General features: G+C 60.1%; 15 protein-coding genes. 10 read left to right on the top strand and 5 right to left on the bottom strand.

Features of this window, described 5'->3' with window-relative positions; genetic code table 11:
* Window positions 1–10: 10 nt before the first annotated feature.
* Entirely contained in the window at window positions 11–1,597 is a 1,587-nt protein-coding gene (gene ggt, locus AC56QP_RS11940) for a gamma-glutamyltransferase (protein WP_497100552.1), read from the bottom strand.
* 168 nt (window positions 1,598–1,765) lie between these two features.
* On the opposite strand from ggt, the gene AC56QP_RS11935 reads away from it, so the two are divergent.
* Complete coding sequence (locus tag AC56QP_RS11935; protein ID WP_489859572.1) at window positions 1,766–1,918, top strand: hypothetical protein; 153 nt, start codon at window positions 1,766–1,768, stop codon at window positions 1,916–1,918.
* 129 nt (window positions 1,919–2,047) lie between these two features.
* On the opposite strand, the gene AC56QP_RS11930 is transcribed toward AC56QP_RS11935, so the two are convergent.
* Complete coding sequence (locus tag AC56QP_RS11930) at window positions 2,048–3,649, bottom strand: ABC transporter substrate-binding protein (protein WP_489859573.1); 1,602 nt, start codon at window positions 3,647–3,649, stop codon at window positions 2,048–2,050.
* A gap of 426 nt (window positions 3,650–4,075) precedes the next feature.
* Here AC56QP_RS11930 and AC56QP_RS11925 point away from each other — a divergent pair, with 426 nt between their 5' ends.
* The 7 genes from AC56QP_RS11925 to AC56QP_RS11895 all read left to right on the top strand — a co-directional run bounded on the left by AC56QP_RS11925 (window position 4,076) and on the right by AC56QP_RS11895 (window position 10,494).
* Window positions 4,076–4,555: a penicillin acylase family protein gene (locus AC56QP_RS11925; RefSeq protein ID WP_489859574.1), complete on the top strand. Its 480-nt coding sequence runs from the start codon at window positions 4,076–4,078 to the stop codon at window positions 4,553–4,555.
* 886 nt (window positions 4,556–5,441) lie between these two features.
* Entirely contained in the window at window positions 5,442–7,220 is a 1,779-nt protein-coding gene (locus AC56QP_RS11920) for a ThiF family adenylyltransferase (RefSeq protein WP_497100553.1), read from the top strand.
* Window positions 7,202–7,738 (top strand): Mov34/MPN/PAD-1 family protein, encoded by a 537-nt coding sequence (locus tag AC56QP_RS11915; RefSeq protein WP_497104012.1) that lies wholly within the window; start codon window positions 7,202–7,204, stop codon window positions 7,736–7,738. The genes AC56QP_RS11920 and AC56QP_RS11915 overlap by 19 nt, the downstream gene beginning before the upstream one ends.
* A gap of 488 nt (window positions 7,739–8,226) precedes the next feature.
* The gene (locus AC56QP_RS11910; RefSeq protein WP_489859576.1) at window positions 8,227–8,946 is read left to right on the top strand and encodes a helix-turn-helix transcriptional regulator; all 720 of its coding nucleotides are present in this window, start codon (window positions 8,227–8,229) and stop codon (window positions 8,944–8,946) included.
* Between the two features lie 92 nt (window positions 8,947–9,038).
* Window positions 9,039–9,671 (top strand): acyl-homoserine-lactone synthase, encoded by a 633-nt coding sequence (locus AC56QP_RS11905; protein ID WP_489859577.1) that lies wholly within the window; start codon window positions 9,039–9,041, stop codon window positions 9,669–9,671.
* Between the two features lie 38 nt (window positions 9,672–9,709).
* Entirely contained in the window at window positions 9,710–9,946 is a 237-nt protein-coding gene (locus AC56QP_RS11900) for a transcriptional regulator domain-containing protein (protein ID WP_489859578.1), read from the top strand.
* Window positions 9,947–10,269: 323 nt separating this feature from the next.
* Entirely contained in the window at window positions 10,270–10,494 is a 225-nt protein-coding gene (locus tag AC56QP_RS11895) for a DNA -binding domain-containing protein (RefSeq protein ID WP_489859579.1), read from the top strand.
* 26 nt (window positions 10,495–10,520) lie between these two features.
* Here AC56QP_RS11895 and AC56QP_RS11890 read toward each other — a convergent pair whose 3' ends face one another.
* Window positions 10,521–10,802 carry a hypothetical protein gene (locus tag AC56QP_RS11890; protein WP_489859580.1) on the bottom strand — a complete coding sequence of 94 codons (282 nt, stop codon included), beginning with the start codon at window positions 10,800–10,802 and terminating at the stop codon, window positions 10,521–10,523.
* A gap of 114 nt (window positions 10,803–10,916) precedes the next feature.
* On the opposite strand from AC56QP_RS11890, the gene AC56QP_RS11885 reads away from it, so the two are divergent.
* Window positions 10,917–11,150 (top strand): helix-turn-helix domain-containing protein, encoded by a 234-nt coding sequence (locus AC56QP_RS11885; protein ID WP_489859581.1) that lies wholly within the window; start codon window positions 10,917–10,919, stop codon window positions 11,148–11,150.
* A gap of 346 nt (window positions 11,151–11,496) precedes the next feature.
* Entirely contained in the window at window positions 11,497–11,796 is a 300-nt protein-coding gene (locus AC56QP_RS11880) for an ArdC-like ssDNA-binding domain-containing protein (RefSeq protein WP_497109046.1), read from the top strand.
* A 292-nt stretch (window positions 11,797–12,088) separates the two neighbouring features.
* Here the strand turns inward: AC56QP_RS11880 and AC56QP_RS11875 are convergent, their stop codons facing one another.
* Together AC56QP_RS11875 and AC56QP_RS11870 are read right to left on the bottom strand one after the other, a co-directional pair.
* The gene (locus AC56QP_RS11875; protein WP_489863618.1) at window positions 12,089–12,784 is read right to left on the bottom strand and encodes an OmpW/AlkL family protein; all 696 of its coding nucleotides are present in this window, start codon (window positions 12,782–12,784) and stop codon (window positions 12,089–12,091) included.
* A gap of 188 nt (window positions 12,785–12,972) precedes the next feature.
* Window positions 12,973–15,057, bottom strand: coding sequence for a prolyl oligopeptidase family serine peptidase (locus tag AC56QP_RS11870; protein ID WP_489859582.1), 2,085 nt, complete (start codon window positions 15,055–15,057; stop codon window positions 12,973–12,975).
* Between the last annotated feature and the right edge of the window lie 1,307 nt (window positions 15,058–16,364).

The raw sequence follows: 16,364 nt of genomic DNA, 5'->3' as shown, positions 1-16,364 counted from the left end.
CCGTGACGGCTCAATATCCGACCGCCATGCCGTCCTTGCGAGGGTCCGAAGCCCCCGTAAGCGTGCCTCGTTCCCAGTTTATCCAGATGGCCTGTCCGCCACCATGAGGCTTGTCCGCAAGCGCCACCTTGTGCCCTTTGTCCCGCAGTTGACGGATTGCATCCTCGCTCACGCCGTGTTCAACGACCACGCATCCGTCCTGGTAGAACACGCGCGGACTATCGATTGCCTCCTGCAGGTCCATTCCGTAGTCGATCACGTTGGTGAGGAAATGAGCGTGACCGAAGGGCTGGTAATCCCCGCCCATGACGCCATAGGGCATCACCGCGCGCCCGGCCCGCGTCACCATGCCCGGCATGATGGTGTGCAGCGGGCGCTTGCGGGGGGCCAGGGCATTGGGGTGCTGTGGGTTCAGCCGGAAGCTCGCACCGCGATTCTGTAGAACGACGCCCGTCTCGGGGCAGGTGATCCCGCTGCCGAAGTAATTGTAGGTCGAATTGATGAAACTGATTGCATTGCGATCCTTGTCGACGACCGAGATATAGACCGTGTCGCTCGTGGCCAGTTCAGGATCGGGCAGATTGATCATGGCACGACCGAGGTTGATTTCCCGACGCAAGCAATCGGCGTGCTGGGAGGACAGCATCTCTGTTACGGCTTCCCAGCTGCTCTCGGCATCGCCCAGTCGGAGGTTGCGCTCGCGATAGGCCAGACGACCCGCCTCGACCTCCAAGTGGAACCGGTCTGCCCCATGCGGATCGAGCTCGGTGAGGCACTGACCTGACAGAATGTTGAGCATCAGGAGCGCCGTTAGACCCTGATTGTTCGGCGGCATCTGATGAATGCGATAACCGCGGTATTCTGTCGAGATGGGTGCGACGTAGTCACTCGCCGTCGCGGAAAAATCTTCTGTCGTGTGGAGCCCGTCGAGCGCGTTTAGTCGCCGCACGATGGCTTCGGCGACTGAGCCGGCGTAGAAGCCGTCGCGCCCGTCGGTCGCGATCTTCTGCAGGGTGCGCGCCAAGGCCGGCTGGCGGTGGATATCGCCAGCTTGCGGAGCTTGGCCGCCAGGTAAGAAGATTTCGGCCGAATGCGGGTCGGCCGACAGAAGGCTCGCCGACGCCGCCCAATCGAAAGCCACGCGGTCATGCACGACATAGCCCGCCGCGGCGTAACGAATGGCGGGAGCAAGCACGTCGGCCAGCGTGAGCTTGCCATGGTCCTGTTGCAGGCGGCACCACGCATCGATCGCCCCTGGCACTGTCACGGAATGGGGCCCGTATGTCGGCATGGCCGTCATGCCCTGGCCGCGATACCAATCGATAGTCGCTTCTGCAGGCGCACGGCCAGACCCGTTGAGCGCGATAGGCTCGTCCGTCCCGGAGGGGCAGTAAAGCACGAAGCAATCGCCGCCAATCCCGGTGGATTGCGGCTCGACCACGGCTTGCACGGCAGAGGCACAGATCGCCGCGTCCACCGCGTTGCCGCCAGAGTGAAGAGTCTCTATCGCTGCAAGCGTTGATAAGGGGTGTGATGTGGCGGCCATACCCTGCGTGGATCGGACCGGTGACCGACCGGGAACTTGGAAATCGCGCATATATTTCTGCCTTCTTTTTAGTACGATGTCTCGGACCGTTGGCGGTGCCCGAAGCCGGCAAAGCCAGATCCGCCGGTCCCTTCAACTTGTGGTTTTGCGCCTCGAGCTGGGTTTGGATTGTTGTTCCAGTCTCTACGGCAATCTTTAGGCCAGAGAAGTCCTGCTGATTTGGATCGCGGCGACTTCGGCTCGCCGACCACGTTCGTCGGCAGCGACGGCATGTATTTCGGCAACGACCGCATGCGGCTGATCCGCGACGCGGTGCTGCGCCGGAGCGGCCAGACGCCGGCCGCGCTCAGCTCCGCGCCTGGTCCGGCCTGAACGATACCCGCACCGCGCTTGTCGGGATTGTCGAACAAAACCGTTTCCGTGATGACGACGCCAGAGATCATGGGTCGCCGGCGACAGCGTGAGAAGCCTGCGAAGGATGTAGGCGGCCCCCAATTGCGCTCAGGCCTTCTGCATGTTCCACATAGGGATGTATGCCCCCGGGGTGCTGATGAGGTGGGTGAGTGCCCTGCGGCGCGCAATTGGCGATTTCGCTTGACCCAAGAAGACGGCGCCGACGAAGTCCCACCAAACCCTTTGCATGTTGCGGGACAGCGCCTTGCGCTCTTCGAGCGTTTCGACATCTGCCCATTGGGCCCGAAGAGCCTCAAATTCGTCGTTCTTCGGCCAGCCATACCAGGCCTTGTCGCCATTCGCGAGAAAGAATGGTGAGCCGATCGGATCGCCGTGTTCGTAATCGGACTGGCTCGTGATGAATATGCTCCAGCCACCGTTCTCGACGGGGCCCTTGTTCGCCCGGCGCGCAACAACTCCGCCCCAGTCGCTCGGCGCAAGCTCGGCATTCACCTCAATCGTTCGTAGCGTGGCCGCTAGAAGCTGAGAGGCGTTGCTCCCCTCCGCCCAGTCCGTGGGCTGCAGGATGACGACTTTCTCGCCCGCATATCCCGCTTCCTTGAAGAGTTGCTTGGCTTTTTCCAGGTCGCCGCCCTTCTTGTACCATCCCGTATTTTCGTCGTTGGAATAGAGCGTTCCGGTTCCAAATATCGAAGTGACGGTGTTGGCGTACTTTGGGTCGGGGGCAGTAACGCGCAAAAACGCCTCCTGATCGACCAGGTGAAGCATCGCTTGGCGGGCCTTCACATTGTCGAACGGCTTCTGCAGACAGTTCATGCGCAGGTAGTAATCGCTGCCCGTCGTGTTCAGAAGCTGGAGTTCAAGGTTAGGGTCGCTCTCGATCGCTGAATAAAGATCGGCGGGCGGCGACTGAACGAAGTCAATTTCACCCCCTTGCAAGGCCGCGAAAGCAGTCTGCTGATCGGCGATATTTTCCCAAATGACGCGATCGATCTTGACGACCTTCCCACCGGCGAATCCGTCGGACGCCTCGCTGCGCGGCACATATTTTTCGTTGCGATCGTAGGTGAAGCTCGCGCCCGGCTTCGCAAGAGCATGGTTAAACTTGAACGGCCCCGAACCGATATTCGCGGTCACCTGCTCGGTTGCGGGGCGATTGGCGTCCTTCTCGCGCATGATAAACAGGGGTTGCCCTGATGTCGCCAGCAGATCGATCAGCAGCCCCAGCGGTTCCTTGAGCGTGATCGTGAAGGTCTTGTCATCCTTCTTCGAGATATCTCTGGCTCGCTCGATGAGGAGTTGTCCGCCGGGATCCACCTGTCCCCAGCGACGGATCGAGGCCACACAGTCCGCCGCAGTGACGGGAGTGCCATCGTGCCAGCCCAGGCCATCCCGGAGCTCGAACGTGTAGGTCTTCTTGTCGTCGGAAACGCCCCACTCCCCTACCATTTGCGGCTGCGGCATCAACTTGGGGTCGAGCGCAAACAGCGTGTCGTAAATGGCCAAACCATGGTCGGTGGTGATGGTAGACGTTGTAACGACCGGGTCGAAGACGGTAAGGTCACCCTTCACCATGCGCACCGTCCGGTGGGTCGTTGGTGATGTCTGCGCCCGCAGGACGGAAGGGATCGATAAAGCTGCTCCGGCCGCGATACCCACCTTGAAGAGGTTGCGTCGAGAAATCGTCATGTTCAAGTTCCCCTTATTTTGAGCCACCGGCGCGGTTAACCCGCGCTTATTGGGCCTTGTCGACGCCACCAGCCAGGGCTCGCCTGTCGTTTCTAACAAACGACTCTAACAAACGACTGATCGGGCGATCGGGCGGCGGCATTTTTGAGAATGGTAGCACCGGCGGGAGGAACGTTTGCGCCAAAATGCGCCGACTGCTGAAATGCAGGCCGCGCAAAGCGGGCGAGATTTGGAATGTCTCACCTCCGCGGGGCGCGCGCGGCAGCTCATCTTCGGAACGCACGAGCCGCTCGAAGTGGGACGGGACCTGTTCGAGGAGCTCGCGCTCGGCGGCGCCGATCCGGCCGAACCTTTTGACCGCCCCAGGCCGGTTGGCAGACGGCCGGCAAGACCCCGATCCGGCCCAACTGGAACGGGCTCCTGCCTGTGTCGGGCGACGGGCGCTACGAGTGGAGCGGCTATGTCGCGCCGGAAGATTTGCCGTCGGCCCGAAATCCCGAACGGGGCTTCCTTGCGACAGCCAACGAGATGAATCTGCCGTCGGGCTGGGAGGTGGGCAATCCACCGATCAGCTACGAATGGAACGACCGAAGCCGGGCGCGACGGATTTGCCGGTCCTGGATGGCCAACCGAAACACACTCGCTGAATCCTGCGCGCTTCAGAATGATCTTTATTCGATCCCAGCGGAACGGATGCAGGCGATCCTCCGCCATCTGCGATTCGAAAACGAGGCGGCGGGCCGTGCGGCAGCCCATATGCTCGCTTGGGACTGTGTGATGGATCCGGAGTCGTCACCAGCCGCACTTTTCGAGACCTGGATCATCATCGTTGAGGAGCTAATCCGCGCTTGTGTCTGGTTCGCCACGCACCAACAGGTGGCCGAGCATGCGTCGATAGCGCTGTAGTAGCCAAAGTTTCTATCCAATATTAATCGATTGGGATTCCCAACATCAGAGCTTCAAATATGGCCGGCTTCATCGGATGCGCAGTATCGGCGCCCCAGGGGATCGCCCGCGCCACACTCCGGCATTCCCGGCGCGTTTGCCAGTTTGCCATCATGCCCTGCCAGCTGCCTTCCTAGCTGCTTCCGATCGTCCGCAGCCTCTGCGCAGCAGCGGCCTTCGAATGAACGGACTCGAAGCAAACGGTCCAAAGATTTGAGCAGGGCATCGTTGCGATCGGTCTTGGGCCGGACCCTAGCATCAGGAGGAAGACCATATCCGGTCACAGCGCGCAACGCAGTGGCTGGTGACGTTTCAAAGCGCGCCGGTTTCTGCAGCCCATATTTCAGCAGCCAACGCATTTTGGCGCAAACTCTCGTCCCTAATTACTATAGTTCTCAAATGTCGCCGTCCGATCAGTCGTTAGAGTCTTTTTGAGAATTGGTTCAATGGCTGATTATGCGCAGCGAAAGACTTCGCGTGGCGACGTAGGCCATGGATTTGGAGACGTCGATGCGCTGTTCGTAGTCGCGCGCGAGGCGGCGCCAGCGCCGCGTCCTCGCACGGGCCGCCAAACCGCATCTCGAGCGGCGGATTATGCTCAACCGAAATAAAACAATCGTATCTTCTCAGCTTAGCTGAGAACGCCGCGATGTGAAAATCTGTATCTTCGACCAAAGCCAAAATGGAGAATCAACATGGCACGGCCCCCAACCCCCGGCAATCCAGGCCACACCCCGCCCGGCCCGCCCGACTGGGTCCCGGGCCCGCCAGATGGGGTTCCGGGTCGTCCGCCCGGCGTTCCGCCTGGCCCTAAGGACCCACCTCAGCCGCCGGACCGTCCCGTAGGATGAACTGGATAGGCTATCGCGATCTGAAAGCAGGTATGCTCCCCCACTGGGAGTATACCTGCGTAGGACGATTTGATTTCGAACTCCGTGACCTCGCATTCTTCGCCCGAGACTCGCTACGAATCGACGAAGACCAACTGAAAAACGGGGTGCTCTGCGTCGAGTTTGAATGGCCGCTGGCATCCGGGGAAGTCTGCCAGCTTCGCGCAGTTTTCCCCGACAGCTATCCCTTCGTCCGCCCGCAAGTCGCCCTTCGAGGAAACCCGGAAACCTTTCCGCACAAACATTGCTCACCGACTGACGGTAACCTTTGCTTGTTGGGCCGTGACACGGGACTGTGGTCCATCGAGTGGACGTTGGCGAAACTTCTTGAGAAACAGCTCACCAACGCTCTGGATGGCACGGGCGTGGAGGATCCGCAGGGCGAACCGATGGAAGTCTGGTGGAACGGCATTGCCCCAGCATTCCCTGGCTATGTCGATGGGAGCTACATGTTGATCGACACCGCCTGGAACGTAGGAGATCAAACAGAGGGAACGCTGCGGGTGTCTTACTCCCTGCAGAAGATGGACAACAAAATCAGATTCCAGGGTGCGGTTGAGGAAATCAAGGCGAAGGACGGATCCGTTCTAGCTACTCGGACATATCCTCTTCCCCACGGACTTGAATTGAAGAAGGTCACAGGCACATTTCCATGGAGGCGCGTAGGTCGTTTCGCGCCGCCACCGCGCGAGGGCTGGCGTGATCGAAAGGTGCAGGACCAGATTACCTTCGAAAGCCGCGCGATCACTTATGACTCGCCCGCCATTTCGATGTCCGTCACTGTCCAGTCGACGGAACTCAGCCACGGTATTGACGGCGACACCTGGCTATTTCCACTGCGTTACGGACCGGCAAAGTCGTTCCGGCCTGTGAAGCAGGGGCAGAGAGCTACCAGCCCCTCGATGATCATCGTGCCTACGCTCCGCGCCGGGGCCACAGACATCGGCGCCCGAGTTCCGTCAGTTGGCATCTTGAAAGACAAGGTGATCGCCATCTTCGGAATGGGAGCTATTGGTGCCCCAGTTGCGATCGAGCTTGCCCGCAACGGCTGTTCCCATCTCACCGTTATCGACCATGACATCGTCGAACCAGGAAACTCCATCCGATGGCCGCTTGGTGCGACGGCCTGGGGAATGCGAAAGACCGCTGCCGTCAAGCAGCATGTGGAATCCGAATACCCAGGGGTCGAGGTCGAGGCGATCCATCACACCGTAGGGATAGCCACGGCTGCCCACGGGACCGGAGGAGACCATTCAGTTCTACCGCCGATCTTTGGGAAGGCGGACATCGTCATCGACGCGACGGCCTCTTCCGGAATCTCACGTTTGCTGGCTGATCACTGCAAGTCCGCAGGCAAACCGATGATCTCTCTTTTCGGGTCGCTCTCATTGAAGGGAGGTGTCGTTGCTGCCTACCAGCCGAAATCCGGCTGTCCAACCTGCCGCGAATTCGCCTATGCGAAAGGTTTGATCGATAAAGCTCCTGGATCAGGAGAAACATCAGGGCTGAATCAGCCGGCTGGATGCGCCGAGCTGACCTTCACTGGGGCTTCATTCGATCTCCATGAATTATCTTTGGAAGCTGTCCGCTTGACCGTGGACATGCTTTGGCAGCCAGACGATTTCAAGGAATCCTTGGTTCACACCCTCACATTGCATGACGGCATCAAGCGGGTGCCGCCGTCTTGGCGGGTCGACGGGTTGCCTCCCATGCTGGAATGCGGATGCAACCCGTAGTATGGCTGCCTCGAGCGATCATGCAGGGCATGCAGACCGATGCCGACCTTTGGTATGATCGGGAAACGGGTGGGACCTTCATGGGGTACTGGGCCGAAAGCAACGTTGCCGTCGTAACTGCAATGATACCGGCCGGGCCCCAAGCATCTCATGAGCGAAGCAGCTTTCTCCCTGATCAAAGCTGGCAGCACGCGGAGATCGCGAAGCACTATGAACGTTCGGGGAGGTTGGACACGTATCTTGGGGACTGGCACACACACCCGGATGCAGTTTCGAACCGCCTGAGTTGGACGGATCGAGCATGCCTGAAGACGATCATCAGGACACCGGCTGCGCGCAATCAGAAGCCCCTCATGGTCCTCATGTGCGGCAAACCACATGAATGGGTCTTGCATCCATGGCTCTGCCAATTCCGGACTAAGTTATTTCTCTTTGAAGTATTGGATGAGAGAGAGGCGACCATCTTAGCCTACTCGAGTCGCGCTTCCGAAACAGGCGAGGAAATCGCGAAGCTTTAATAAAAATTCCGACCGTTTCAGCATTCGGGCACACAGAATGAGGGCAAAATGAATTTCACGCACTACGATCTGGGGCAGTGTCATCGTGGCCAGATTATCGAGATCACACTCACATCGGGCGCGAACGGGAGAAGTCCGGGTCGGACGCCTCAACGTTTCCCAACGAGATTTCTTGCTCTGGTCTCAGCCGTTTGACCAAGGTCGCCACAACGACGTCCCGGTGGGGAGATCGCGGGTTCCGTATGAACAGGCCCAAGTCGTCCGCCGGCATTGCGCTGCTGGCAAATGTCTCGAAGCGTCCTTGTTCGAGCAGGCAGAAAGTTAGCGCGACATCGTGCCGACTTCGCGGCGTTGGGCGTGATTTTATAACGTGCTGCATTCCCGGCGAGTTAGGCCGCTTGTCTTCCCGCTGTCTGCCCGGCGGTATGCGCCGTAGCAGCGCTTCGCTGCGTGTGAATCGGGGGTGAGTTCAAGGTAGGGCGAGAGACGTGCAAGCTGTCTTCGAGAGATTTTTGGAACGGCTGTCGGAAAGCATCGATGAGGCCGATCTTCGCAGCGCCCTGGCCGATGTAGCTTCGGAACTCGATCTACTCGCTTTTGCCTACCTATCCTTGCCAATGCGGTCTGGTGGCAAGCCCACGCTGATCTCGAACTATCCGGCGCACTGGACATCGCGCTATCTTGAAAACCGGTACCAGAGTGTCGACCCGGTCATTGTGCGTGCACGCTGTGGTGGATGCCCGTTTCGATGGGGATCCGATCTGAAGGGCAGCGAGGCTTCAGGGGCTCAGGTTTTCGAAGAAGCGGCGCAGTTCGGCATCTGCTGCGGCGTGACGATCCCGATTATAGATCTCCGAGGGAATTTTGCGGCGATGACCTTTGCCGCTGACAAGCCCGATCCTGCATTTTTCCGAGTCGAGGAACGCTATGAACAAGGTCTCCCGTTTATCGCGACCAGTTTTCATATGTTCGTTCGCAGCAGGCTTTCGGGCAATCGAATGGTGGACGGTGTGTCGCTGACGCCGCGCGAATACGAATGCTTGCAATGGTCCGCGAAGGGCAAGTCGGCCCGCGATATCGGCCGTATCCTCGGGATCACGCGGCACACAGCCGCGTTTCATCTGGGCAACGCTCGCCGAAAGCTTGGATTGACGACCACCAGACAGGCGATTACGCGTCTCGCCCGTTCAGGTTTTTCGCTTCAATGACAAGTCAGCCTCACCTGCGCAACTGCACAGGCTGCCAGATCGTGAAGATTCGCCTCCAATAGCGGGGAGATATCCCGGCGAGGAGGCCTTCGATGATCCAGCTGATTGCGCCCGACTGCTACGATGACTTTGCCGACGAACTGCATGCAATGCATCGCCTGCGCTACCGCGTCTTCAAGGAACGTCTCGATTGGAACGTGGGAGTGAATGGCGGGCATGAGATTGATACCTTTGACGCGCTGAGACCTCACTACCTGCTGCTCCATAGTTTCGACGCTCGAGTCGCTGGTTGCGTGCGCCTTTTGCCCTCTACAGGCCCGACAATGCTTCGCGACACGTTTCCGATGCTGTTGGAGGGCAAGACCGCGCCCGGGGACTCGCGCATCTGGGAAAGCAGCCGCTTCGCGCTCGACATTGCGCCGTCCGCACCGAAGGGAGCGGGAGGTATTGCTCTCGGTACCAACGAACTCTTCGCCGGCATGATCGAGTTCGGTCTGTCGCGCCAGCTCAGCCGCATCGTGACAGTCACCGATTTGCGTTTGGAGCGCATCCTTCGGCGCGCCGGCTGGCCGCTTGAGCGGATCGGCGAGCCGCAAACGATCGGCGTCACCCGCGCGCTGGCCGGCTATCTCGAAGTGTCGAGAGAAATATTGCAGGTGGTTCGACAAAACGGCGGCATTGGCGGTCCGGTGCTATGGTCGCCAGTGCTTCGGCGGGTGGCATGATCTTTCCACGCAACGGGGGCGGGCAGGGGAGTACCGTCATGCCCGCATCTGTTGCGACAGACGTTACGCCAGACTGGTGGGACGAAAGATCGTACGACTACACCGCTCATTTGACGGTGCGGGGCTGGGCCTGGGAGTTTCTGAGACGCAACCCGGCATTCCAGCGGGATCTGCTCGCTGCGCTCCAGCGGGCCAACAATTTGCCGCGTAGCGCCCCCGTCGAGGTGATCGCGTCGGCCGGCGACCTGTCGCGCTGGGGTGTTTTGTTTCGCTGAGGCTTATGGGCGCAGTGCGGCCGTGTTCTGGTGTCCGCCTCGGTGCGCACATGTGTTGCCGATCATTGCGGAACAGCTGTCCACATTGTCGGCGACGTCGCCTTTCGACCTGGCGGCGTTGTCATGTCGTGCGACAGTCCTGCTGATGCAAGAGCCAGCATGTTCTTCTTCGCAATGCGCATCGCAGTCTCCAGCTCGCTGTCTCGGGTGCGGACATCCTGCGGCCTGTTTACCTGCGCGCCGAGGCGATCTGGCCGGCAGCACTTTCGAAGCATCGCCTGTGGGCACTCGAGTGCCTCAATGCCCTCTGTGCGCACGGACAAATGCCCACACGCTTGTTTCCGCCCGACAAACGCGGCCCCCGATTGACCTTCGTTCTTCGTGCGCTCGACGGATCGCTCGTCGGAGCGTCACATCGCGAAATCGCTGAAGCGCTGATAGGTCAGGGCCGCGTCCATGCCGACTGGAGGGATCCTCGCGATCACCTGCGCGACCGCATCCGCCGCGCCGTCACCCTGAATGGTGGCTATCGAGACTTCCACGTCTGAAAAAGCATCACAGTCCGCGCTGTGCGTCAGCCGGCGAAAATTTCCTTGTAGCCGGTCGTCACCATCCAGTTCGCACGGTCGAGATGACTGCGAAAAACCTTGCGAGCCCGTACCGGCTCAAGAGCCGGGTCGATGCCAAGAATGAGATCGGCCATCTCTTCTACGCTGGCATTGTCGGCGCAGGCGTCCAAGATCCGCAGGTAAATGGTGAAATGCTCCCTGTCGTAGCTCGTGAGGCTTTCCGACCAGGGGACTTCGTCGCGCAGCGTTGAGCTTTGAGTCCCATCTGTTCCCGTTGATCGATTCATGTCTGCTGCGAACCTCGCATGTTGATCGCTGAAGCCATGCAGCATATCCCAAACTGGGATAATCCGAAACTGGGATTAGTCGCTGAGCCGGTCTTTACCTGACCGGTTCGCTACATGCCCAAATCTCTTCGATCGCCCCGCCACCAGCGGTTTCTGGCCCAGCTAATATCGCTGCGCAAGGCCAAAGGCCTGACCCAGGCGCAGGTGGCTGAGAAGCTTGGTCGGCCGCAATCCTTCGTGGCCAAGTACGAGGGTGGAGAGCAGCGTCTCGATATCATTGAGTTTCTCGACGTAACTGCGGTGCTTGACGCTGATCCGTGCGAGATTCTGTCCAGCCTGCGGACGTAGCGGGCGCCCGCGCGCCTCACGGCGCGCGCCAGCTGCTCGTGAACCGAGCCCGCTTTTCTTCGGCAAGCGCAGGCGGTCTCGGCCATTCGGCTTCGCCCCCTGGCGCGGGTCGTCTAACCCGCGCCATTCTTCTCTGTTGGGCCTTTCCCGGCGGCGCAAGGTGGGCGGCCCTCCCTTCTAGACCCGCCGCGGCATCCCGCAACCCTTCGCTCTCGCTTCGGGTCCTTCTCTTCGTTCCGGTCCTTCGGATGCGGTCCGCCTTAGACGGCGGGCCTTTCCGGTCGCGACTCGCCGCCCACCCCGCTTCCGGGGAAAGGCGCGCGATTGGCAAGCGGAGGATGAAACGATGCGCGCAAATAGTAAGCGTTCCGCCAGCGGAGAGGCTGGCGCAGCCAAGGGCGAGCGCGCGGGCGCCAGCCTCTATCAGGAGATCACCGACCGCATCATTGCCGAGCTGGAGCGCGGCACCGTGCCATGGGTCAAGCCATGGGGGAGCGCAAAGGCCGGCCTTGGGCTGCCGAGGAATGCTTCCGAGGCGCCAGCCACCGCTACTGCAGCAAAACAACAGCCAGCTGTCGCAGCATGGCTGAACAAGGCATGTTGTCGGCGTCGAGGAGCTCCGTGCTCGCCGTACGCAGGCGCATAAGCTCAGAAATGACGTCCGGGAGACCGATGCCGGCAAAGGGTCTGGCTGCAGCATTCCATCAACAATACCAAAAGCCATCCTGATCCAAAGCGCATCAAAGCACTTCCATTTCAGGCGTTAGTCAAGGCCGCGTTGACCAAGGGTCCCCTTCTTGGTCCGCCGGAAGAGGGCGGCCGCCCTCTCGACAACGGCTTCTTCAAGTGTCGCCCGTGCAGGGACGACCGTAAAAAGGGCGCACGAGGCGCCCTTCATTTCAGATCGGCTATCAGCAAGCCGCCTTCGCCTTTCGCTATCAGAAGCGGTAGGTGACACCTGCGCCTATCAACCAGGGATCGAGTGCGGCCTTCCCCGTCAGCTTCGCGCCGTCCACAGTGACGTCGAAGTCTGGCTTCAGGAAGAGCTTCTTCACGTCGAAGTTGACGCCCCAGTGCCGATCCACCATGTAGTCGAACCCGACCTGCAGCGCGGCGCCGAACGTGTTCTTGACATTGAGAGCATCGGCACTGCCGACATCCTGGTTATAGAAGATCGTGTAGTTTACGCCGGCACCGACATAGGGCTTGAAGGCGCCGAAATCGGTAAAATGATACTGCAATGTGAGCGTGGGCGGCAGCAGCCAAACCTTGCCGATGTTGCCCAACCCGCCGATCGTTCCTTGGCCGTCGATGTTCGCATAGGTGGTGCCGAGTATGAGTTCGGCGGCGATGTTGTCCGTGAAGAAATAGGTGATATCGAGTTCCGGGATCACGGTGTCCGAATAGGAAAGATCGGAGCCGGGCACCGCATTGACGTAGCCCGAATCCTTGGTGATGACCCCCAACCCACGCAGGCGGATCTGCCAAGGGCTTGGCGCTTCCGTGACCGAGACTCCTGCCTGCGGGACGCTCACGGCTTGCGCAAGGTCCGCCGCGACAGCCTGCTGTCCCATCCCGATAAGGACGACCGCTGCTGTTACTCCCCGCGCCACCGCCATTCGCTTTCTCGCCATGATATTCTCTCCTTTACCTTCAGAAATTATGCGCTGCACTACTACGAATCTCCTTGGATTGATTTATATTGAAGGCGGATAATACGCATTGTGCATGATAGTGTGCCGACATTATTTTGGTGTTTCCCGCAATCATCGACCAGTGCTCACTTTATTTGAAACGTTGCCTCTGCATGGGTTGCGCCTACCTATCGAACGCAATCGGCGTGCCAGCCGATCGCACTGCGAAGGAAGTTGTTGCCCAGGGCGATGAATGCGGCCCGCTCGCGATTGTCCTTGCCGTAGCTGTGCCCGCCCGCGCTGAGCTCGTAGAAGTAAGCGGGATAGCCAAGTGCCTGCAGCTTTGCGGCCATCTTACGCGCGTGGCCCGGGTGGACGCGGTCGTCCCGCTTCGTGGTGGCGAGCAGGATCGGCGGATAGGGCTGTCCCGGCGTCGCCGCGTGATAGGCGGAGAATTCCTTGATGAAAGCCCAATCCTGCGGCTTGTCGGGATCGCCATATTCGTCAATCCCGGCTGCGCCCAAAAGCTTGGTGTAGCGGCGCATGTCGATAAGCGGAACTGTGCAGAACAGCGCGCCGAAACGCTCAGGGTAGCGGGTAAGCATATTGGCGATCAGGAGGCCGCCATTTGAGCCGCCCTCGGCGGCAATCCGCTCCGGCCGCGCAATGCCCCTGCGCACAAGGTCGGCGGCAACGGCGGCGAAATCGTCATGGGTGAGGCGCTTGCCCTGTCTGCGCCCGGCGTCGTGCCAACGGATGCCGAACTCGCCGCCGCCCCGGATATTCGCGACCACGCAGGTGCCGCCTCGTTCGAGCCACAGCTTGCCGATCGAGGAGTTGTAGTGGGGCAGGAGCGATATGCCGAACCCGCCGTAGGCGGTGAGGTGAACCGGGGCATCCCCGTTCCCGTTCGCCGGGCCGACCTGCGTATAGGGGATCATCTCACCATCGGTCGAGACTGCCTCGTGACGCGTGACCACCAGCCCGGATGCGTCGAAATTCTCCGGGTTGCGCTTCAGAATAACTGGAGCGCCGAGAGGCGGCGCGGCATTGAGGTCGAATAGGAGAAGCTGCGGCGGCGTGATCGGATCCTGAGCCGAAATGAGGACCTCTCCATTCGTCTCGTGATCTCTCGCATCGAGCGACCACAGGTGAACAGTCCCTTTTGGTACTGTGTCCAGCGCTCGGCGCGTCCATTCCTGCGGGCCGGGGGTGAACATCTCGAAACGCGGAACAAGGTTGACGAGGTAGGAGGTGATGACCTTTCCATCATTCCAGAAGAATGACTGCAGGGAGCGCCTGTCGCCTGGCTCAAAGAGGGTGCTAAAACTGCGCTCGCCGGCGATGAAGGAGGACAGCGAGATGCCGATCAGCGCGTCGGCGGCATGGGTCGTCCCTCCCACAGTCCAGGGCTTGCGTGGCTTTACCGCCAGCCAGTCGCCGAAGCCATTCCACCGGGCGTCCTGAGGAAGGTCGATCTCAATCTTCGGCCCGCTCCTGTCGCCGATATGACCTATCACTTCGAAGAAGGCCGGCTTCTCGATGAACCAAATGCGCTCGCTCTCGGTGGTGCGGTCCAGATGACCAGACACGCTGAGGGATTCGGAGCCAGTCTCGAAGATTACCGGCGCGGTGAGCGGATCCGCGCCACGCTTCCACAGCCGTACGGTGCGCGCGTAGCCGGAGCGGGTGGCCATGCCATCGCCAAGCGCACTGGAAAGCAGAAGCGTGTCGGGGTCGAGCCATTCAATGCCGCCCTTGGCCTCGGGGAGATTGAAGCCGTCGCCGACAAAGCTCAGAGACCCCAGATCGAATTCGCGATGCACGACCGCATCGCTGCCGCCGCGCGACAGGCGCAGAACGGCTCTCTCCCGTCTCTCCGGCTCGATCGACGCGCCGCCCCAGACCCAATCCTCTCCATCTTTAACGGCGCGGGCGTCCAGATCGAGCAGTACCTCCCATTGGGGATGCGCCTTTGCGTAGGAGGCAAGGGTGGTCCGGCGCCACAGGCCGCGCGGGTTACGGGCATCTTGCCAGAAATTGTAGAGGTACTGACCGCGGCGCGTGATCAGGGGAATCCTGTCGGGACGGTCGAAAATCGTTGTCAGAGCCGCGCGGTCGCGCTCGAACTGCGTTCCACCGAAGTTCCCCAGGGTCCTGGCCGACTGGCTGGCGGTCCAGTCAAGTGCCCGTTCGCCTTCTATATCTTCAAGCCAAAGATAGGGGTCATCGTCGGGAGCATTCAGAGTTGGACGGAAATCGAATGCGGTCATTTCCGGACAACCTGAAGAATGAAAGCGCAAAGGCTTCCGTCGGCTCGGGTAAGCTCAGTGTTTGCGGCGGCGACCGCATGATCGAAAAGCGTGAGCATGGGATGAGTTCTTCTCAGTTGGTGCGGCGTAGCGCTTGCGGACAGGAACTGCATGTGTCGTGCCAACTAGGAAAATCGTTTCAGAACAATGCGATCACTCTGACAGCGCTGTGTCTCATGTCCGACATCGTCGAAGATCCGACAATGACTGCACCCGTAACCACCGGATCGACCTTTTCGGTACGGGCTCGGTAACACCGTACGAAACTCAAGCAGTGAAGCTCACAGCGAACTTGGTTGGGACGCAACATCGCAACATCTTCGCTCCAACACGCTTCTCCGGCTTCGATCAGCAGATACCCATGAGTTGACGACGATCTGAGCGACAAAGATCGGCTACGCGTCTAAATCTACACACCGTCGGCGAAAGGAATCGGAGACCCGAGGTGAAGGGGATGGGGGCACGGGTCGGCCGAATGACGGTTGTGCAAGCTCTGCCAGCATTCCAGGCTTCACCGTCCGCTTGACGTATTTGAGGTCTATCCATCGTGTCAGCAAGCTGCGTTCGAACGGACGCAAACGCCTGGTTCCTATGAGAACTTGGCCTGCAGGCGGCCCATCAAGGTGCGAGGGTTCAGGAAACCGGGCGGTCCGGCTCGGTGCAGTATCTCGGTCAGACTAGCAATGTGGACGGTATGTCACTGACGCTGCTGCGAATGTGTGCTCGCAATAATAGGCAGGGAGGAGCAGGTCTGCCTGAAAATTGGCTGCATTCAAGGGGCAAGCGGAGCGCGCCCGCGCTCCATCTCGATACTTCCGCAGAGAAGCCGACGTGAGCACCACCAACAGGCCATTGCGCGTCTCGCGGTTCGTTTTTTTCGGTTCACCGATAGTCGGCTTCCCCTGTGCAACTGCACAGGCTGCCATAGTGTGAAGTTTCGCCTCCAATGGCGGGGAAGGAGGCCTTCGATGATCCAGCCTACCGCGCCCTTGCTGGATCCGCGATCGCAGCCAGACGCGCAATAATGAGGAGGGAAAGTTTGATGCTCTGGGCGCTGTCCCCGCATCGACCGACAGCTCGGACGAACTAGACGTCGCACTCGATGCTGAGAGCCGTCGCGATCGATAACGTCGTGCCTGGCATGCAGCAGATCCCGGTTGCCCAGCGTCGTCTCGGGAATAGCGGTCAGAACCCGCGGGGGGCTAATTCATGCACCATTCAGCTACGTCCGGCGGTACCCGACAATGTCGGATACACAACATAGCAGA

It is taken from the genome of Mesorhizobium sp. RCAM 05104 (genome assembly GCF_059683645.1).
This window is presented reverse-complemented; position numbering and strand designations above follow the sequence as displayed.